Source organism: Pseudomonas sp. B34(2017) (assembly GCF_002112915.1).
GTDB lineage: Bacteria > Pseudomonadota > Gammaproteobacteria > Pseudomonadales > Pseudomonadaceae > Aquipseudomonas > Aquipseudomonas pharyngis.
The window spans coordinates 1-17,414 of record NZ_NEJA01000012.1 but is presented as its reverse complement, the minus strand read 5'-3'; the positions used below and the strand labels follow the sequence as shown (position 1 = coordinate 17,414).

Sequence of the window (17,414 nt, the reverse complement as noted above, 5' to 3'; positions counted from 1 at the left end):
TACCCGGTGATCGTTCCCACGCTCCGCGTGGGAATGCAGCCCGGGACGCTCCGCGTCCCTGCCGAACGCGGACGCGGAGCGTCCATTGAGGCATTCCCACGCAGACGGTTCGACGTGGAAACGATCATTAAAGAGCATTCGAAATGAACCAACTCCCGATCATCGACATCTCACCGCTCTACTCCGACGACCAGAACGCCTGGCCGGCCGTCGCCGAACAGATCGACCACGCTTGCCGCGAATGGGGCTTTTTCTACATCAAGGGTCACCCGATTTCTGCGCAGCGCATCGAATCCCTGCTCGATCACGCCCGGCAATTCTTCGCGCGGCCGAGCGCGGAAAAACTCAAGATCGACATTACCCAGACCGTCCATCATCGCGGCTACGGCGCCATCGCCACCGAACAGCTCGACCCGGACAAACCCAGCGATCTCAAGGAAACCTTCGACATGGGCCTGCACCTGCCGGCCGATCATCCCGAGGTGCTGGCAGGAAAACCCTTGCGTGGCCCCAACCGTCATCCGGCCATCCCTGGTTGGGAAGCGCTGATGGAGCAGCACTACCTCGACATGCAGGCGCTCGCGCAAACCCTGTTGCGGGCCATGGCGCTGGCGCTGGGCATCGAGCGCGACTTCTTCGATACACGCTTCAACGAACCGGTCAGCGTATTGCGAATGATCCATTACCCGCCGCGCCACACTGCCAGTTCCGCCGAACAGCAAGGTGCCGGCGCGCACACCGATTACGGCTGCATCACCCTGCTTTATCAGGACAGCGCCGGCGGCCTGCAGGTGAAGAACGTCAACGGCCAGTGGATCGACGCACCGCCCATCGACGGCACCTTCGTGGTCAACCTCGGCGACATGATGGCCCGCTGGAGCAACGACCGTTATCGCTCGACCCCGCACCGGGTGATCAGCCCGCTCGGGGTGGATCGCTACTCGATGCCGTTCTTCGCCGAGCCGCATCCGGATACCCGTATCGAGTGCCTGCCCGGTTGCCAGGACGCACAGCATCCGGCGAAATATCCGACCACCACCTGCGTCGAATTCCTGCTGTCGCGCTTCGCCGATACCTACGCCTATCGACGGGAGCAGGAAGCGGTGTGATGGATCGGTTGGTCAGGTTTTGCCAATTGTTTCGGCGGGCATCTGTAGAATGCCCGCCATTGCACCTGATGAGAAAAGAATATGTACGACTGGCTCAACGCCCTGCCCAAGGCTGAACTGCACCTGCACCTCGAAGGCTCGCTGGAGCCCGAGCTGCTGTTCGCCCTGGCCGAGCGCAACAAGATCGCCCTGCCGTGGAGCGACGTCGAAACCCTGCGCAAGGCTTACGCCTTCAACAACCTGCAGGAATTCCTCGACCTGTATTACCAGGGCGCCGACGTGCTGCGCACCTCCCAGGACTTCTACGACCTGACCTGGGCCTACCTGCTGCGCTGCAAAGAGCAGAACGTGATTCACACCGAACCGTTCTTCGATCCGCAGACCCACACCGACCGGGGTATCCCGTTCGAAGTGGTGCTCAACGGTATCGCCGCCGCGCTGAAAGATGGTGAGCAACAACTGGGCATCACCAGCGGTTTGATCCTGAGTTTCCTGCGTCACCTGAGCGAAGACGAAGCGCAGAAAACCCTCGACCAGGCGTTGCCGTTCCGTGATGCGTTCGTCGCGGTGGGTCTGGATAGTTCCGAGATGGGTCACCCGCCAAGCAAGTTCCAGCGCGTGTTCGACCGTGCCCGTCACGAAGGCTTCCTGACCGTCGCCCATGCCGGTGAAGAAGGCCCACCGGAATACATCTGGGAAGCCATCGACCTGCTGAAGATCCAGCGCATCGACCATGGCGTACGCGCCATCGAAGACGAGCGTCTGATGCAGCGGATCATCGACGAGCAGATCCCGCTGACCGTGTGCCCGCTGTCGAATACCAAGCTCTGCGTGTTCGATCACATGTCCCAGCACAACATCCTCGACATGCTCGAGCGTGGCGTGAAGGTCACGGTCAACTCCGATGACCCGGCGTACTTCGGTGGTTACGTGACCGAGAACTTCCATGCGCTGCACACCCACCTGGGTATGACCCAGGATCAGGCCAAGCGTCTGGCGCAGAACAGCCTGGATGCGCGCCTGGTAAAACCATAAGCAACAGCGCATAACCAATGTGGGCGAGCTTGCTCGCGAATAGGGCCTGTCATTCAACGAAGATGTTGATTGATACACCACTTTCGCGAGCAAGCTCGCTCCAACAGCTTGGGTCAGGGTTCAGCCAATCACTTCTGCTTCGGTCAATTCCTCCAAGGTTTTACCCCGCGTCTCCATCCCGAACAGCCACACCACCCCCGCCGCAATCGCAAAGCACAGCGCTCCCAGCGCAAATACCCCGCCCTGCCCGGTGATCGGGAACACCAGCCCGGTGACCAACGGCCCGAGCAGCGAACCCACGCGCCCGATAGCCGAGGCGAACCCCGAGCCCGTCGCCCGCGCCGAGGTCGGGTACAGTTCCGGCGTGTAGGTGTAGAGCACCGCCCACATGCCGAACAGGAAAAACTGCATCAACAGCCCCGTGCCGATCAGCAGCGCCACGTTGCCGCCGAACACTGCGCTCTGCCCGTACAGAAACGCCATCACCCCGCCGCCGAGTAGCGTGACGATGCACACCGGCTTGCGTCCCCAGCGCTCCACCAGCCAGGCCGCCATCAGGAAACCGGGAATCCCGCCGAGGGAAATCAGCACCGTGTAATACACCGACTGGGTGACCGCAAACCCCGACTGTTGCAGCAGCGCGCTGAGCCAGGAGGTCAGGCCGTAGAAGCCGAGCAGCGCGAAGAACCAAAGGCTCCAGATCATCGTCGTGCGCTGGCGATACTGCGGAGACCAGATCTGTTTGAGCGCCGAAAGGAAATGGCCCGGCGGGGTCACGCTACGTGGCAGACGAACCGGCGCCGGCAATGCAGCACCGCCCAGCGATGCCTGTACCCGCGCCTCGATGCCGCACAAAACCTTGTCTGCTGCGTCATGTTTGCCGGCCTGTTCCAGCCAGCGCGGCGACTCGGGAATGAAAAAGCGGATCGCCAGCACGAACACCGCCGGCACCGCCAGTACCAGAAAGATGTCTCGCCAGCCAATCAACGGCAGCAGGAAATACGACAGCACGCCCGCCGCAACAAAACCCAGCGGCCAGAAACCGTCCATCAAGGCGATATAGCGACCCCGACGCTGGGCGGGGATCAACTCCGACAACATCGACTGAGCAATCGGAAACTCCATGCCCATGCCGATTCCCAGCAGGATGCGAAACAGCGTCAGGCTTTCGACCGTCTGCGCCGTGGAGCACAGGTAACTGGCCAGCCCCCACAGGACGATGCTCCACTGGAACACCGGTTTTCGGCCGAATCGATCAGCCAGCATCCCGGACAGCGACGCCCCCAGCACCATGCCGAAAAAGCTCGAACTGGCCAGCAGACCAGCCTCGGCGCTGCTCAGGCCGAACTCGGCTTTGATCGAGCCGAGCAGGAAGGTCATCATCGCCAGATCCATGGAGTCGAAGAAAAACGCCAGGGCGATGATGATGAAGATGATCCGGTGATAACCGCTGACTGGCAGGCGCTCCAGTCGATCTGCCGCGCTGTAGTTTCCCGTGTCCATGCCACCTCCTCAATCCGAAAAGTCCCCGGATCGAGTGTGCGCGATAGCGGTTGCGCGCCTGTGCCAGATGCGACTTGTTCGCAGCCGTTGGCGACGTTCAGGAGTACATCCGTGGAAGAAAGCGCTCTATAACGCCATTTCCAGCTCGGTTTCACAGGCAAATCGATGAATTTCCCGCTGGCCCGCCGCCGTCAGTTGCAAAGCACGGGAGTCCTTGGGCAGCACCAGCCAGCCCGACTGCATGAACAGCTGCAACAACGCCGCCCCCAGCGAGCCTCCCATGTGCGGACGACGCTCGCTCCAGTCCGGACAGGCACAAGCCACCTGGGCATTGCGATGGGCCAGCGCCTGGATGTAGACCCCGCGCCCGGCCAGTTGTGTCGAGCCTTTGTGCGTCACGACCACCCGGTTTTCAAGCTGCTCGATCCAGCCGGCGTCGAGCATCCGCTGGTACAGATCGGCGGCCAGCGTGCCCCCGAGATGGTCGTCGCAAAACCGCGCACGCAGCAGTGACGAAGGAGCGGCCTGGGGCCTGACGACCGGCGAGGCACGCTTGAACACGTCGGGGATTTCTCGCGGGGCGCTGGCCAGGGTGGCACTGGCCAGCGCTTCGATGGCCGCGCCGATTTCGGGAGCCGCCAGACGAAAGAAGCGTTTGCGTCCGCGCGCCTCGACCTTCAACAGCCCCCCAGCGGACAAGCGCCCCAGATGCGCGCTGGCTGACGAAGGCGAAAGCCCGGCCAGCAACGCCAGCTCCTCGGTCTGCCGCGCCGAGCCGTCCATCAACGCCCACATCATCGCGCTGCGTTTGGGATCGGCCAGCAACGTGGCGATCTGGCTGATGCAAGGTGCATGTTCCATGTATTCACTCCCTGTTGAATCGTATCGTCTACTGCTCATAGACATCTTGACCAGTAATCAGTCGTCAGCCAAGGCGCGCAAAACGCCTTGAGCCGAGGCAAGGCAGCGCGCCGCAGCAAGGAAACCGCAGTACTGTCGCGACCCTCGTTCCTGCCTCGCCGGTTCCGGTCTGATCGTTCTCTTGCCGGCCTGTCGGTGCGGGCTTCAGGCGGCCGCTAGTATAAGCGGGTTGCTCGCTGCGTCCTGCGCCTGAGTGGACGTGGTTGGTGATTGTTCCTGAGAGAAATTTCGCTATTTACCTGCGACTAATGGTCAGACTCCTGAAAAACGGGAAATCGGCTACTCAATTCGGCGCAACGGCTGGCGAGCATTTCCCTCAGAAGGTTCACCGGCTTACTCAATTGTGCGCGATGGGCGCACAGCAGATTCAGCGGAGCGCGTTCGCAGAGCAGCTCCGGCAACAACACTTTCAGCCGCCCCGCCAGCACATCACCGGCCACATCCAGCCACGACTTGTAGGCGATCCCGGCTCCCGCCACCGCCCACAGGCGCACCACATCGGCGTCGTCACTGAAGCGGTCGCCACTGACGGTCAGGCTGACCTCACGCTTGCCATCGTGGAAACTCCAGTGGTCATGCACCCGGCCACCGAGCATGTACAGCAGACAGTTGTGCTGCGCGAGCTGCTCCAGATGCAGCGGCTCGCCGTGCCTAGCCAGGTAGGCGGGCGATGCGCACAGCACACGTCGGTTGTGCGGGGCGATCGGCAACGCCACCAGACTGGAGTCTTCCGGCTCGCCGTAGCGCAAGGCGATGTCCACCGGCTGGCGAAACAGGTCGGCGATGCGATCGCCCAACAACAGGCGCACGGTCAGCTTCGGATGCTCGCGCTGAAAGTCATCGAGCCACGGCAACAGCAGGTTACGGCCAAAATCCGAAGGCGCCGACAGTTGCAAAATGCCGCTGACCTGGTCCTGCCCGCTGGCCAGCAGGCGGCGCCCCTCATCCAGGTTGCTCAACGCAGCGCGGGCGTACTCAAGAAACCCTTCACCTTCGGCCGTCAGCCGCAGACTGCGGGTGGAGCGTGCCAACAAACGCGCGCCCAGTTGCTGCTCGATCCGCTTGAGCGCGGCGCTGGCCACCGCGGCGGACATGTCCATCACCCGCGCCGCAGCCGACAGACTGCCCAGATCCGCCGCCCGGACAAACAACTGCAAGTCATCGAAACGCAGCATCCTCAGCCTCGATTATCAAAAAAAAATTGAAAGAGACTGCTCTTTTAGCCGGTTTTATCTCGGGCAGAAATAGCCAATCATGCCTTCCATCGAATTCATCCCGTCCCGGAGTCGAACATGTCCCAGCCTTTCACCGCTATTGCCACCCTGATCGCCCGACCTGGCCAGCAGGACGCTCTCGAACAGCACCTGCGCGCCCTGATCGAACCGACCCGCGCCGAAGCGGGTTGCGGTCAGTACGAACTGCATCAGGACCTGGCCAATCCACTGGCCTTCTACATGATCGAACAGTGGGCCAGCGACGAAGCCCTGCAAGCCCACGATGCCAGCGCGCATATCCAGCATTTCCGCAGCCAGGCCGAGGCGTTCCTCGAACACTTCGAACTCAAGCGCCTGCGCGTCATCGCCTGAAACCTTCCTTTATTCACTTTCGGAGTTCTCCATGAAAGCCATCGCCTATTACGCCTCGCTCCCGATCAGCGACGAAAAATCCCTGCAAGACATCGAACTGCCAGAACCGGTAGCCGGCCCCCGCGACCTGCTGGTGGAAGTCAAAGCGATTTCGGTCAACCCGGTCGACACCAAGGTTCGCCAGAACGTCGCACCGGAAGGCGGCGCCGCCAAGGTACTGGGCTGGGACGTAGCCGGTGTGGTCAAGGCCGTCGGAAGTGAAGTGACCCTGTTCAAGGCCGGCGACAAGGTGTTCTACGCCGGCTCCATTGCCCGGGCCGGTGGCAACAGCGAATTGCACGTGGTGGATGAGCGGATTGTCGGCCACATGCCGAAAACCCTCGGCTTCGCCGAAGCTGCCGCCTTGCCGCTGACCGCCATTACGGCGTGGGAATTGTTGTTCGAACGCCTGCAGATTCGCGAAGGCAACACTGACGAAGGCCAGAGCCTGCTGATCGTCGGCGCGGCCGGCGGCGTCGGTTCGATCCTCACCCAACTGGCCAGCCAGTTGACCGGACTCAAGGTGATCGGCACCGCCTCCCGCCCTGAGACCCGCGACTGGGTGACCGAGCTGGGCGCCGACGTGGTGATCGATCACAGCCAGCCGTTGAGCGAAGAACTGAAACGCGCCGATGTGGCCCACGTGACCCACGTCGCCAGCCTGACCCAGACCGAACAGCACCTGGACCAACTGGTCGAGGCTCTGGCGCCGCAAGGCAAACTGGCGCTGATCGACGATCCGAAGGCGCTGGACGTGACCAAACTCAAGCGCAAGAGCCTGTCGCTGCACTGGGAGTTCATGTACACCCGCTCGCTGTTCGAAACGCCGGACATGATCGAGCAGCACAAACTGCTCAATCGAGTGGCCGGGCTGATCGACAGCGGCACCTTGAAAACCACGGTCGGCGAGCACTTCGGCACGATCAACGCGAGCAACCTGCGCCGCGCCCATGAATTGCTGGAAAGCGGCAAGGCCAAGGGGAAAATTGTTTTAGAAGGTTTCTAAAACCCGCAAGACCGCAGCCTTCGTCAGCGCCGCAAGTGGCTGGCTCGGGGGCTGCGGTGTTTTTTTGCCGTCAGTCAGATGCTTGACCCTTGTCACAATTGCGATCGTATTCAGGACTACAATCGAGTCCTCTGCGATGCAATCTTTTACGTACGGGAGGTCAGCAATGAAGATCCTGATAAAAGAAGTGGCAAAGTCCCAATGGCAAGTTCGTCTTGACCAGCACGCCGTGACCTTCCGCAGTGAGGCCGAAGCGCTGGCCTTCACCCGCACCCTCGAAGCGCGTCTGCACGCGCCCCATCAGATTCCCGACCCCGGCCAGCAACGCGCTGTCGGCTGAGGCTTTCGTTTCAGATTTCAGCCTGCGCCTTTGCCAGCGCCCGGGCATTCTGTATGCGCCGGGTGAGCATCGCTGCGCACACCACCAGCAATCCACACAGGCTGATGACGATGGCCATCGGCACGGCGGTGCCATCGTGCAGGATCCCCACCAGCGCCGAAGCCCCGGCGGCAACGCTGAACTGCAGGCTACCGAGCAACGCTGAAGCACTGCCGGCGCGACCGCCCTGCCCGTTCATCGCACACGCCGCCGCATTGGGGCTGATGCAGCCAAGACTGGCCACGCAGATGAACAATGGAATCAGCAATGGCCAAAGCGCCTCGGTGTGCAAGGCACTGACCGCAAGCAGCGTCAGCCCGGCGCCCAGGTAAACCCAGACCGCCCGTGACAGCAGAAAGGCCGGACCGCGCTTGGCCAGCAGTCGCGCATTGACCTGTGCAACCAGAATGAACCCGGCCGCATTGGTGCCGAACAGCCAGCCGAAATGTTCGGCCGGCACGCCGTACAGTTTGATGAATATGAACGGGGAGCCGGCGATGTAGGCAAACATCCCGGCGATGGCGATGCCGCCGGTCAGGGCATGGCCCATGTAGACAGGATCCGCCAGCAGCCGGCCGTACTGACGCAAAGCGCCGGACAGCGGCTGGCGCGGAACATGCGCCGGCAGACTTTCCGGCAGGCCGAGAGCCACCGCCAGCCCGGCCAAGGCACTGAAACCGGTCAGCACCAGGAAGATCGATTGCCAGCCCGTGGTATTGACCAGCAGACCGCCGAGCATCGGCGCCAGAATCGGTGCCAGCCCCATCACCAGCATCAGCTGCGAAAAGACTTTCGCCGACCCCACCGCGTCGCACTTGTCGCTGACCACCGCCCGGGCAATCACCATCCCCGCACAACCGCCCAGCGCCTGCACCAGCCGTGCGCCGATCAGCCAATCCAGATTCGGCGCATAGGCGCAGGCCACTGACGCCAACGTGAACAGCGTCAGACCGATCAGCAACGGAATCCGCCGGCCGAAGCGATCCGCCAACGGCCCGTAAGCCAGTTGGCCAATGGACAGGCCGAAGAAATAGGCCGACAGCGTCAGCTGGACGTGTTTCTCGTCGGTGCCGAACGCCAGCGCCATAGTGGGAAACGCGGGTAGATAGAAGTCGATCGCCAACGGACCGAAGGCGGTCAGGGCACCGAGAATCAGAAGGGTACGGAAGTTCATCAGGCGTCCAGGTCGGGCGGGCAGTTGAGTTGAGTGCAGCCCGACAGTCTAGCCGCGCGAGGACGCCTTGAACATTCCGGTAGCTCGCTAACTATTAAAAAGATCAGGCGAGCTTGATGGCGTAGCCCTCTTCGCTGATCGCCTCGATAACCTGCTCGGCGCTCAGCGCACTTTCGACGCCGACTTCCTTCGCCGCCAGATCGACCCGCACGCTGGCGGCCGGATCCTTGCTCTGCACCGCCTGGGTGACGGCTCTGACACAGTGACCGCAGGACATGCCTTCAACAGTGAACACTTGCATGGAATGACTCCTTTGAGTGAGGTTGCCGGCAGTTTCAGGCTTGCCACGATGGCAAGGTCAAGTTCTGCAAAAAACTGCCGGGCTGGCAATCGGCGCCGCGCTCGGCCAAGCTGCACGCATCAATGACATGAATTCAGGAGATTCAGCCATGCGCTGGTCAGCTTTCAGCCTGTTTGGCTTACTCAGCCTCTTTGCCGCGATCCCTTCGGTGCATGCCGCCGGGGAAGATTACGGGGTGCTGATCATTTCCCGCGAGCGCCTGGAAGTGGCGACCTCCTGCGAAATTGGCGTGTATATCCAGGATCAGCTGTCGGCGCGCCTGTTTCAGGAGCAAAGCACATCGTTCAACCTGCCGCCGGGCAATGTCTCGCTGCGCCTGAAACTGCTGCCGGGACAAATGCCGGGCTGCAACCCGGGCATGCTCGCGCCGGGCTCGCAGGAGATCAAACTGCACGCCGGCGACATCCTGAAATTCCGCATCGCGATGAACCAGGAAGGCATGTACCTCAAGCCGACCGGCCTCGGTTACTAAGGCCTGCCGCTCGTTCCCACGCTCTGCGTGGGAATGCCTCTTGTGACGCTCTGCGTCACGCTTTGGGACGCAGAGCGTCCCCGGCTGCATTCCCACGCGGAGCGTGGGAACGATCAGGCGAACAAGCGAGCAGCCGGTAGCGGAAACTGGCGCTTGACCTTGCCAGCATGGCAAGGTTGATCCTGTAGACATCCACTACAGGGAGTACGACCGATGTCCGATTCCATAACGTTCGATCTGCCCATCAGCGGCATGACCTGCGCCAGTTGCGCCGGCCGTGTCGAGCGGGCGTTGAGCAAAGTCAGCGGTGCCAGTGCCGTCAGCGTCAACCTCGCCACCGAACAGGCCCGGGTGCAGGCACCCGGCGACAGCCTGCCGGCGCTGATGGAAGCGGTTGAGCGCGCCGGTTACAGCGTGCCGCAGCAAACCGTGGAATTGAACATCGACGGCATGACCTGCGCTTCGTGCGTCGGTCGCGTCGAACGCGCACTGAACAAAGTACCGGGGGTGAAGAGCGTCAGCGTCAACCTCGCCAATGAACGCGCCCACCTCGAATTGCTCGGCGCGGTCGACCCGCAAACCCTGATCGCCGCCGTGAGCAAGGCCGGTTATTCGGCCAGCCTCTTCGAACTCGAACATCCACAATCCGACAATCGCCAGCAACGCCTGAACCATGAACGCTGGGCGTTGATCTGTGCGATCGCCCTCGCCTTGCCGCTGGTGTTGCCGATGCTGCTGCAACCGTTCGGCATTCACTGGATGCTCCCAGCCTGGGCGCAGTTCGCCCTCGCCACCCCGGTGCAATTCATTTTCGGCGCGCGGTTTTATGTGGCCGCGTGGAAAGCCGTGCGCGCCGGCGCCGGCAACATGGACTTGCTGGTAGCGCTGGGCACGAGCGCCGGATATGGCCTGAGTCTCTACGAATGGGCCACCGCCGACGGGCGCATGCCGCATCTGTATTTCGAAGCGTCGGCGGTAGTCATCGCTCTGGTGCTGCTCGGCAAATACCTCGAAAGCCGCGCCAAACGCCAGACCGCCAGCGCCATTCGCGCACTGGAAGCCCTGCGGCCGGAGCGGGCGATTCAAGTCATCGATGGTCGCGAACAGGACGTCGCGATCAACACCCTTCGCCTTGGCGATCGGGTATTGGTCAAACCCGGTGAACGCTTCCCGGTGGACGGCGAGGTGCTGGAGGGCCAGAGCCATGCCGACGAAGCGCTGATCAGCGGCGAAAGCCTGCCGGTGCCTAAACAGCCGGGCGACAAGGTCACCGGCGGTGCGATCAATGGCGAAGGCCGCTTGCTGGTGAGCACCACGGCGCTCGGTGCGGAAAGCGTGCTGGCGCGGATCATCCGTCTGGTGGAGGACGCCCAGGCTGCGAAAGCACCGATCCAGAAACTGGTGGATAAGGTCAGTCAGGTGTTCGTACCGACCGTGTTGCTGCTGGCCCTGGCCACGCTGATCGGATGGTGGCTGTACGGCGCGCCGCTGGAAACCGCGTTGATCAACGCCGTCGCGGTGCTGGTGATCGCCTGCCCGTGTGCCCTCGGTCTGGCGACACCTACCGCGATCATGGCCGGTACTGGAGTGGCCGCCCGTCACGGGATTTTGATTAAGGACGCCGAGGCACTGGAACGTGCCCATGAAGTCAGCGCCGTGGTATTCGACAAGACTGGCACCCTGACCTCCGGCACGCCGCGCATCGCGCATTTCAGCGCAATCGACGGTGACGAAAACGCCCTGCTGACAGCGGCCGGTGCGCTGCAACGCGGCAGCGAACATCCGCTGGCCAAAGCGGTGCTGGATGCCTGTGCCGAACGCCATCTGAGCGTGCCGGATGTCAGCGACAGCCAGTCCCTGACCGGGCGCGGCATCGCCGGCAGCCTCGACGGTCGGCGCCTGGCCCTGGGCAACCGGCGCTTGCTGGAAGAAAGCGGTCTGAACGCCGGAAACCTGAGCGAATCCGCCAAGGCCTGGGAAACCGAAGGTCGCACGCTGTCGTGGCTGATCGAGCAAAGTCCGCAGCCCCGCGTACTCGGCCTGTTCGCCTTCGGCGACACCCTCAAGCCCGGCGCGCTGCACGCGGTGCAACAACTGGCGGCCCAGCACATCCACAGCCACCTGCTGACCGGCGACAACCGCGGCAGCGCCCGGGTGGTGGCCGAAGCGCTGGGCATCGAAAATGTCCACGCCGAAGTGCTGCCGGCGGAAAAAGCCGCCACTGTCGCCGAGCTGAAAAAAACCGGGGTCGTGGCCATGGTCGGTGACGGCATCAACGACGCACCGGCGCTGGCGGCGGCCGACATCGGCATCGCCATGGGCGGCGGCACCGACGTGGCCATGCACGCCGCCGGCATCACCCTGATGCGCGGCGACCCAAGGCTGGTGCCGGCCGCGCTGGAGATCAGCCGCAAGACCTACGCGAAGATCCGCCAGAACCTGTTCTGGGCCTTCGTCTACAACCTGATCGGCATTCCGCTGGCGGCGTTCGGCTTTCTCAATCCGGTGCTGGCCGGCGCGGCAATGGCCTTATCGAGCGTCAGCGTGGTGAGCAATGCGCTACTGTTGAAAACCTGGAAACCCGAGGACCTGGAGGACAACCGATGAACATCGGCCAAGCGGCCCGCCACAGTGGCCTGAGCGCGAAGATGATCCGTTATTACGAGTCGATCGGTCTGCTCAAGGCTGCTCATCGCACCGACAGCGGCTATCGCGTCTACGGTGACGATGACCTGCACACGCTGGCATTCATCAAGCGTTCGCGGGACCTGGGCTTTTCGCTGGAGGAAGTCGGCAAACTGCTGACGCTCTGGCAGGATCGCCAGCGCGCCAGCGCCGATGTGAAGGCCCTGGCCCGCCAGCACATCGACGAGCTGAATCAGAAGATCCGCGAACTCGGCGAACTGCGCGACACCCTGCAGGATCTGGTCGAGCACTGCCACGGCGACCATCGCCCGGACTGCCCGATCCTCAAGGAACTGGCGTCGGGCTGCTGCGCGCAACCCGCGCGCGCCTGAGCAGCAGGATTTTCATCGACAGCACTGTGGCGAGGGGAATGCCGTGGAACAACAACACCACGGCGCCCGGCGCCCACCACTCATAAAACGGTGCGGCGATCAGCATGCCGACGCCGAACCCGGTCATCTGCAACAGCGTCAGGAAACTGAAAATCGGCAGGCGCAGGGGCTCCGGTTCCCGTTGCAGCCGTGACATCAGGCCGACTTCCGAGAACCCGTCGCCCAGTCCGGCCGGCAGCGAAAACAGCAACAGACCGACGACGCTGTGCTGCTGGAACATCAGGATGAAGCCGCAGGACATCAGCAGCACGCCGCCGAAGTAGCGGCGCTCCAGATGAATGTTTTCCGAGCCGTTGAGGCGACTGGCGATCCGCGCACCGAGCAGTTTGCCGGCGGCCCACACTGCGAGCATCAGGCCCAGCGTGGTGCTCGCCGAGTCCGGTGTCAGCAGTTTGGAAATGATCGGAAAACCGACGTTGTGCGCAGCGCTGCCAAGGGTGTCGGCCATGGTCACCGCCAGCATCGCCGCAACTACCGGAGCGCTGCGCAAGCCCTGGACCAAGGCTGACCATTCGCTGCGCTCAGCGCTGGATTCGTTGACGGGCTCCGGTGCGCTGAAGCGCAACGGCGCGATCAACAGCGCCGCCAGCAGATAGGTCAGCGCATTCAGCACAAACACCGTTTCAAAACCAAACCCCGCGACCAGCAACCCGGACACCAGACTGCCGCCGACCATCGCCATGGACGAGGCGGACGTAATCCACGCATTGGTCTTGAGCAACTGCGCCGGCTCGATCAATCGCGGCAACTGACTGTTGAGACCGATGGCGAACATCGAATTGCCAAAGCCCAATCCGAACGCAATCAGCGGCAGCAACAGCGCCTGCTGACTGACCGGCAAGATGAGCAACAGCCCGAGCACAGCGGCGCGCAGCAGATCGAAGGCAATCAACGGCAGACGGCCACTGCATCGACGATAAAACGCCGTGCCGATCAGGCTGGCGAAAATTCCGCCGCCCACCCGACTGGCGAGAAAAATCCCCACGCTCATCGCGCTGTTGCTCAGCAGGTAGACATAAGTGGCCAGCGCAACCATGTTGAGGAACGCGCCGAAATCGGAGATCAGCCGCGCCGTGATGATCAGCCGGGCATTGCGGGAAGTGGTGGTCACAATCAATCCTTGAATGTGTAAAACCCGGCCGAAGCCGGGTTTTCCTTTTCAGATGCTCACTGCATCCACGGTGGCGGAGGCGGTTCGTCGGACTTGCCCTTGGGTTCGTCGTCCGCCGCGCGGATGGCTTGTTTGCGCTCCTCATCCAGACGCGCCGCTTCGATCTCGCGCAACACCCCGCCGACATCGGCCAGGTCCTCGGGATCGTCGAACTCGCCGGTCAGCACGCTGGCCGGGTGCAACGTACCCGCTTCGTACAACGCCCACATTTCCTTGGCGTATTTGGTCTTCTTCAACTCCGGGGCGAACCGGCCGAAGTACGACGCCATGTTGCCGACGTCACGCTCGAGCATGCTGAACGCGTGGTTGTTGCCGGCGGCGTCCACCGCTTGCGGCAGGTCGATGATGACCGGCCCCGTCGGCGTCAGCAGCACGTTGAACTCCGAGAGGTCACCGTGCACCAGACCGGTACACAACATCAGCACGATCTGCGAAATCAGGAACGCGTGATATTCGCGGGCCTGATCCGGCTCCAGCACCACGTCGTTCAGACGCGGCGCGGCATCGCCGTATTCGTCGGCCACCAGTTCCATCAGCAGCACGCCTTCGAGGAAGTCGTACGGCTTGGGCACGCGCACCCCGGCGTTGGCCAGGCGGAACAGCGCCGCGACTTCGGCGTTCTGCCAGGCGTCTTCGGCTTCCTTGCGCCCGAACTTGGAACCCTTGGCCATCGCCCGGGCCTGTCGGCTGTTACGAACCTTGCGGCCTTCCTGATACTCGGCCGCCTGGCGGAAACTGCGTTTGTTCGCCTCCTTGTAGACCTTTGCGCAACGTAACTGATTGCCGCAGCGCACCACATAAACAGCTGCTTCTTTGCCACTCATGAGTGGACGCAGCACTTCGTCGACCAGACCGTCCTCGATCAGGGGTTCAATGCGTTTTGGAGTCTTCATCAGCTTTTATTGTGGGTCCTTTATTACCAAACACGCGAATGTCATTCGTTATACGGCAATCCTCGCATCACGGGGAGGGGTTGCCGACCTGTGAACCTGTGGATGCACACACTGTGCCGGATAAACCGGGCCGATCCGCCGCTTTATCGACCGCTGCGAATCATAGCCGAGGCTGTCGAAGTTGTTGGCGACAGGACTTGAGGGCATTTGCGACAGAATCTGACATCCCGCCGCATACAGCTCGTAAGAATTTTCTCTGCCGGCCTCAATTTCCCTCTCGTGCGGCCGAATTCCTCTGTGACAGAGGAATTTGTCCGACAATCGTTCCAAAAAAAATGTCGATGTCGCACCCAGGGAAACGGGTGAGAAATAGGTTTTTCGGCTGCCAATAACCGCGAGTCATCTGCACTGCGTGGGCCTACAAGAAAATCTGGAGCGCGGATGAACATCAAACAGAAGTTGACCTGGGCGTTTGCAATCATCGCCTGCTTGCCCGTGGTGCTGGTCGCCACGCTGGTGGTACTGAACCTGCGCAGCGATGCCCGGGACGATTTTGTCGACAGCAGCGGGCGCGAGATCCGTCAGGTCAGCAATGCCATGCAGCTGTTTTTCGACGGCATCAGCCAGAACGTCGATTACCTGGCGGCGCAGCCGTTGGTGAAGAACGCGGACGGCAGCGTTCGCAGCCGCATGAGCGCCAACGCCGCCGATACCTCCGATGGCGAGATCGACAAGCAACTGTTTGCACTGTTCGAGGGGCTGGCCAAATCCCACCCGGCCTACTCCTACGTCTCCTATGGATTGAACAGCGGCGGCTATGCCTTCTGGCCGGGCGATCCGAAGATGGCCAACTACGACCCGCGCACCCGCCCCTGGTACAAGACGGCCATGGCCAACCCGGGCAAGACCCTGCGCACCGAGGCCTATTACTGGGCTGGCGACGACGCGGTTCTGGTCAGCACCGTGCGCGCGGTCACCAACCAGTTGGGTGCCCAGGGTGGCGTGGTCAACATTGACGTGTCGCTCAAGCAACTGACCGAGATCGTCAAACAGATCAAGCTCGGTGAAAGCGGTTACCTGATGCTGATGGAAAACACCGGCACGGTGCTGGTCGATCCGAAGCAACCGGAGCACAACTTCAAACGACTCGACAGCCTCGGCGACGGCTACGCGCAACTGGCCAAGGCCGGCAAAGGCCTGGTTGACATCGAGCTCAACGGCGAGCGCTACATGGCCAACGTCTGGCCGTCGGAACAACTGGGCTGGACCTTCATCGGCCTGATCAAACAGAACGAAGTGATGAGTTCGGCCACTCAACTGACCTGGCTGATCGCGATCATCGCTGCGGTGCTGGCGGTGTTCTTCGCCGTGGTCGGCGCCAGTTTCGCCAGCCTGATCGTGCGGCCGATCCGCAGCGTGGCCAGCGGTCTGGAAGGCATCGCCCAGGGCGAAGGCGACCTGACCAAGAGCCTCGACATCCGTGGCAGCGACGAAACTGCGCAACTGGCCAACTGGTTCAACCAGTTCCTCACCGCGATCCGCAGCCTGATCCAGCATATCGGCGGCGCGGCCGGGAAAATCCTCGCCACTTCGCAGAGCTCGACCCGGGTCTCCGGCGACATGGCCGAAGCCGCCGGACGCCAGCGCGAAGCGGTGGACATGGTCTCGACCGCGTTCCACGAAATGGTCGCCACCGCTAACGAAGTCGCCCGCTCTTGCAGCCAGGCGGCGGAGTCTGCCGACAGCGGCCAGCGCCAGGCCCGCGAAGGTCAGCAGCAGATCGATGCGGCGGTGCACAGTGTCGATCAACTGAGCCAGGAACTGGAGCAGTCCGCGCAGTCGATGCAGCAACTGGAACGCGACAGCAACGACATCCAGTCGATCCTCGGCACCATCCGCTCCATCGCCGAACAGACCAATCTGCTGGCACTCAACGCGGCTATCGAAGCAGCGCGGGCCGGTGAGCAAGGACGTGGTTTTGCGGTGGTGGCCGATGAGGTTCGCGCACTGGCCAAACGCACGGCGGATTCGACGGCGGAAATCGACGGCCTGTTGGGCAACCTGGCCAAACGCACCAGCGCGGTGACCCAGCAGATGCGCGCCAGTCTCGACGTGTCGCAGCAATCGGTGGCACGCATCGGTGAGGCGCGGGAGAGCTTTGGGCAGATCCGTGAGTCGGTGGATGTGATTCGCGACATGAACACGCAGATCGCGACCGCAGCGGAAGAGCAGCATCAGGTGGCGGAGGACATCAATCGGCATATCAGCCAGATTCATGGTGATGCGCAACTGGTGGCGGAGCTGGCGAATTCGGCGCGGCTGGATTCGCAGAGTCTGGCGGGGTTGTCGAATGAGCTGGATGGGTTGGTGCGCAGGTTCCGGACTTGAGATTGGGGGCAACCTTAAAAGCCCCCTCACCCCAGCCCTCCCGAAACGTCGGACCGCCCGGGGGGAGAGGGAGCCGAATCGGGGATGCTTTAGAAATCCGCCGACATGAAAGAACGTTGTTGAATCCATAATCGACACCGATCTTTCAGGTCGATGTATAACGCCAGACACCTCGGTCAGTCCCCTCTCCCTCCGGGCGGTCCGACGTTTCGGGAGGGTTAGGGTGAGGGCAAGCTTTTGCTCCTCTAGCGCTCGATGATCGCCGTCACACCCTGCCCCCCCGCCGCACAAATCGAAATC

General features: G+C 62.3%; 16 protein-coding genes and 1 pseudogene. 10 read left to right on the top strand and 7 right to left on the bottom strand.

Annotated elements, in window-relative coordinates; translation table 11 throughout:
- Positions 1-143: 143 nt before the first annotated feature.
- On the top strand, positions 144-1,109 hold the full coding sequence (locus CAF80_RS28325) for a 2-oxoglutarate and iron-dependent oxygenase domain-containing protein (protein WP_085667773.1): 966 nt from the start codon (positions 144-146) through the stop codon (positions 1,107-1,109).
- A gap of 81 nt (positions 1,110-1,190) precedes the next feature.
- Positions 1,191-2,144 (top strand): adenosine deaminase, encoded by a 954-nt coding sequence (locus tag CAF80_RS28320; protein WP_007958502.1) that lies wholly within the window; start codon positions 1,191-1,193, stop codon positions 2,142-2,144.
- A 120-nt stretch (positions 2,145-2,264) separates the two neighbouring features.
- Here the strand turns inward: CAF80_RS28320 and CAF80_RS28315 are convergent, their stop codons facing one another.
- The 3 genes from CAF80_RS28315 to CAF80_RS28305 form a co-directional block, all read right to left on the bottom strand.
- Positions 2,265-3,647, bottom strand: a complete 1,383-nt coding sequence (locus tag CAF80_RS28315) for an MFS transporter (RefSeq protein WP_039773228.1) — start codon at positions 3,645-3,647, stop codon at positions 2,265-2,267.
- A 126-nt stretch (positions 3,648-3,773) separates the two neighbouring features.
- Entirely contained in the window at positions 3,774-4,508 is a 735-nt protein-coding gene (locus CAF80_RS28310) for a helix-turn-helix transcriptional regulator (RefSeq protein WP_039773229.1), read from the bottom strand.
- 305 nt (positions 4,509-4,813) lie between these two features.
- Complete coding sequence (locus CAF80_RS28305; protein WP_039773231.1) at positions 4,814-5,743, bottom strand: LysR family transcriptional regulator; 930 nt, start codon at positions 5,741-5,743, stop codon at positions 4,814-4,816.
- Positions 5,744-5,860: 117 nt separating this feature from the next.
- Between CAF80_RS28305 and CAF80_RS28300 the strand changes: the two genes are divergently transcribed.
- The 3 genes from CAF80_RS28300 to CAF80_RS28950 all read left to right on the top strand — a co-directional run bounded on the left by CAF80_RS28300 (position 5,861) and on the right by CAF80_RS28950 (position 7,539).
- On the top strand, positions 5,861-6,154 hold the full coding sequence (locus tag CAF80_RS28300; protein ID WP_011332308.1) for a putative quinol monooxygenase: 294 nt from the start codon (positions 5,861-5,863) through the stop codon (positions 6,152-6,154).
- Between the two features lie 31 nt (positions 6,155-6,185).
- Positions 6,186-7,199: a zinc-binding alcohol dehydrogenase family protein gene (locus tag CAF80_RS28295; protein WP_085667772.1), complete on the top strand. Its 1,014-nt coding sequence runs from the start codon at positions 6,186-6,188 to the stop codon at positions 7,197-7,199.
- A gap of 166 nt (positions 7,200-7,365) precedes the next feature.
- Complete coding sequence (locus CAF80_RS28950) at positions 7,366-7,539, top strand: hypothetical protein (RefSeq protein WP_166742328.1); 174 nt, start codon at positions 7,366-7,368, stop codon at positions 7,537-7,539.
- Positions 7,540-7,549: 10 nt separating this feature from the next.
- Here the strand turns inward: CAF80_RS28950 and CAF80_RS28290 are convergent, their stop codons facing one another.
- Both CAF80_RS28290 and CAF80_RS28285 read right to left on the bottom strand, forming a co-directional pair.
- Positions 7,550-8,752 carry a multidrug effflux MFS transporter gene (locus tag CAF80_RS28290; RefSeq protein WP_074689707.1) on the bottom strand — a complete coding sequence of 401 codons (1,203 nt, stop codon included), beginning with the start codon at positions 8,750-8,752 and terminating at the stop codon, positions 7,550-7,552.
- 103 nt (positions 8,753-8,855) lie between these two features.
- On the bottom strand, positions 8,856-9,053 hold the full coding sequence (locus tag CAF80_RS28285) for a heavy-metal-associated domain-containing protein (RefSeq protein WP_085667771.1): 198 nt from the start codon (positions 9,051-9,053) through the stop codon (positions 8,856-8,858).
- Positions 9,054-9,201: 148 nt separating this feature from the next.
- Here CAF80_RS28285 and CAF80_RS28280 point away from each other — a divergent pair, with 148 nt between their 5' ends.
- From CAF80_RS28280 to cueR, 3 genes are all read left to right on the top strand, one after another.
- Entirely contained in the window at positions 9,202-9,585 is a 384-nt protein-coding gene (locus CAF80_RS28280) for a hypothetical protein (RefSeq protein ID WP_039773239.1), read from the top strand.
- 213 nt (positions 9,586-9,798) lie between these two features.
- Positions 9,799-12,192 carry a heavy metal translocating P-type ATPase gene (locus CAF80_RS28275; protein ID WP_085667770.1) on the top strand — a complete coding sequence of 798 codons (2,394 nt, stop codon included), beginning with the start codon at positions 9,799-9,801 and terminating at the stop codon, positions 12,190-12,192.
- Positions 12,189-12,602, top strand: a complete 414-nt coding sequence (gene cueR, locus CAF80_RS28270) for a Cu(I)-responsive transcriptional regulator (RefSeq protein WP_007958485.1) — start codon at positions 12,189-12,191, stop codon at positions 12,600-12,602. The genes CAF80_RS28275 and cueR overlap by 4 nt, the downstream gene beginning before the upstream one ends.
- Here cueR and CAF80_RS28265 read toward each other — a convergent pair.
- Positions 12,556-13,773 carry an MFS transporter gene (locus CAF80_RS28265; protein WP_039773243.1) on the bottom strand — a complete coding sequence of 406 codons (1,218 nt, stop codon included), beginning with the start codon at positions 13,771-13,773 and terminating at the stop codon, positions 12,556-12,558. The genes cueR and CAF80_RS28265 overlap by 47 nt on opposite strands.
- A gap of 56 nt (positions 13,774-13,829) precedes the next feature.
- Entirely contained in the window at positions 13,830-14,726 is an 897-nt protein-coding gene (locus CAF80_RS28260; RefSeq protein ID WP_011332300.1) for a PA4780 family RIO1-like protein kinase, read from the bottom strand.
- Positions 14,727-15,167: 441 nt separating this feature from the next.
- On the opposite strand from CAF80_RS28260, the pseudogene CAF80_RS29370 reads away from it, so the two are divergent.
- Together CAF80_RS29370 and CAF80_RS29365 are read left to right on the top strand one after the other, a co-directional pair.
- Positions 15,168-16,256: pseudogene (locus CAF80_RS29370) on the top strand (cache domain-containing protein); the annotation flags it as partial.
- A gap of 90 nt (positions 16,257-16,346) precedes the next feature.
- On the top strand, positions 16,347-17,114 hold the full coding sequence (locus CAF80_RS29365; RefSeq protein WP_371850984.1) for a methyl-accepting chemotaxis protein: 768 nt from the start codon (positions 16,347-16,349) through the stop codon (positions 17,112-17,114).
- The last annotated feature ends 300 nt before the right edge of the window (positions 17,115-17,414 follow it).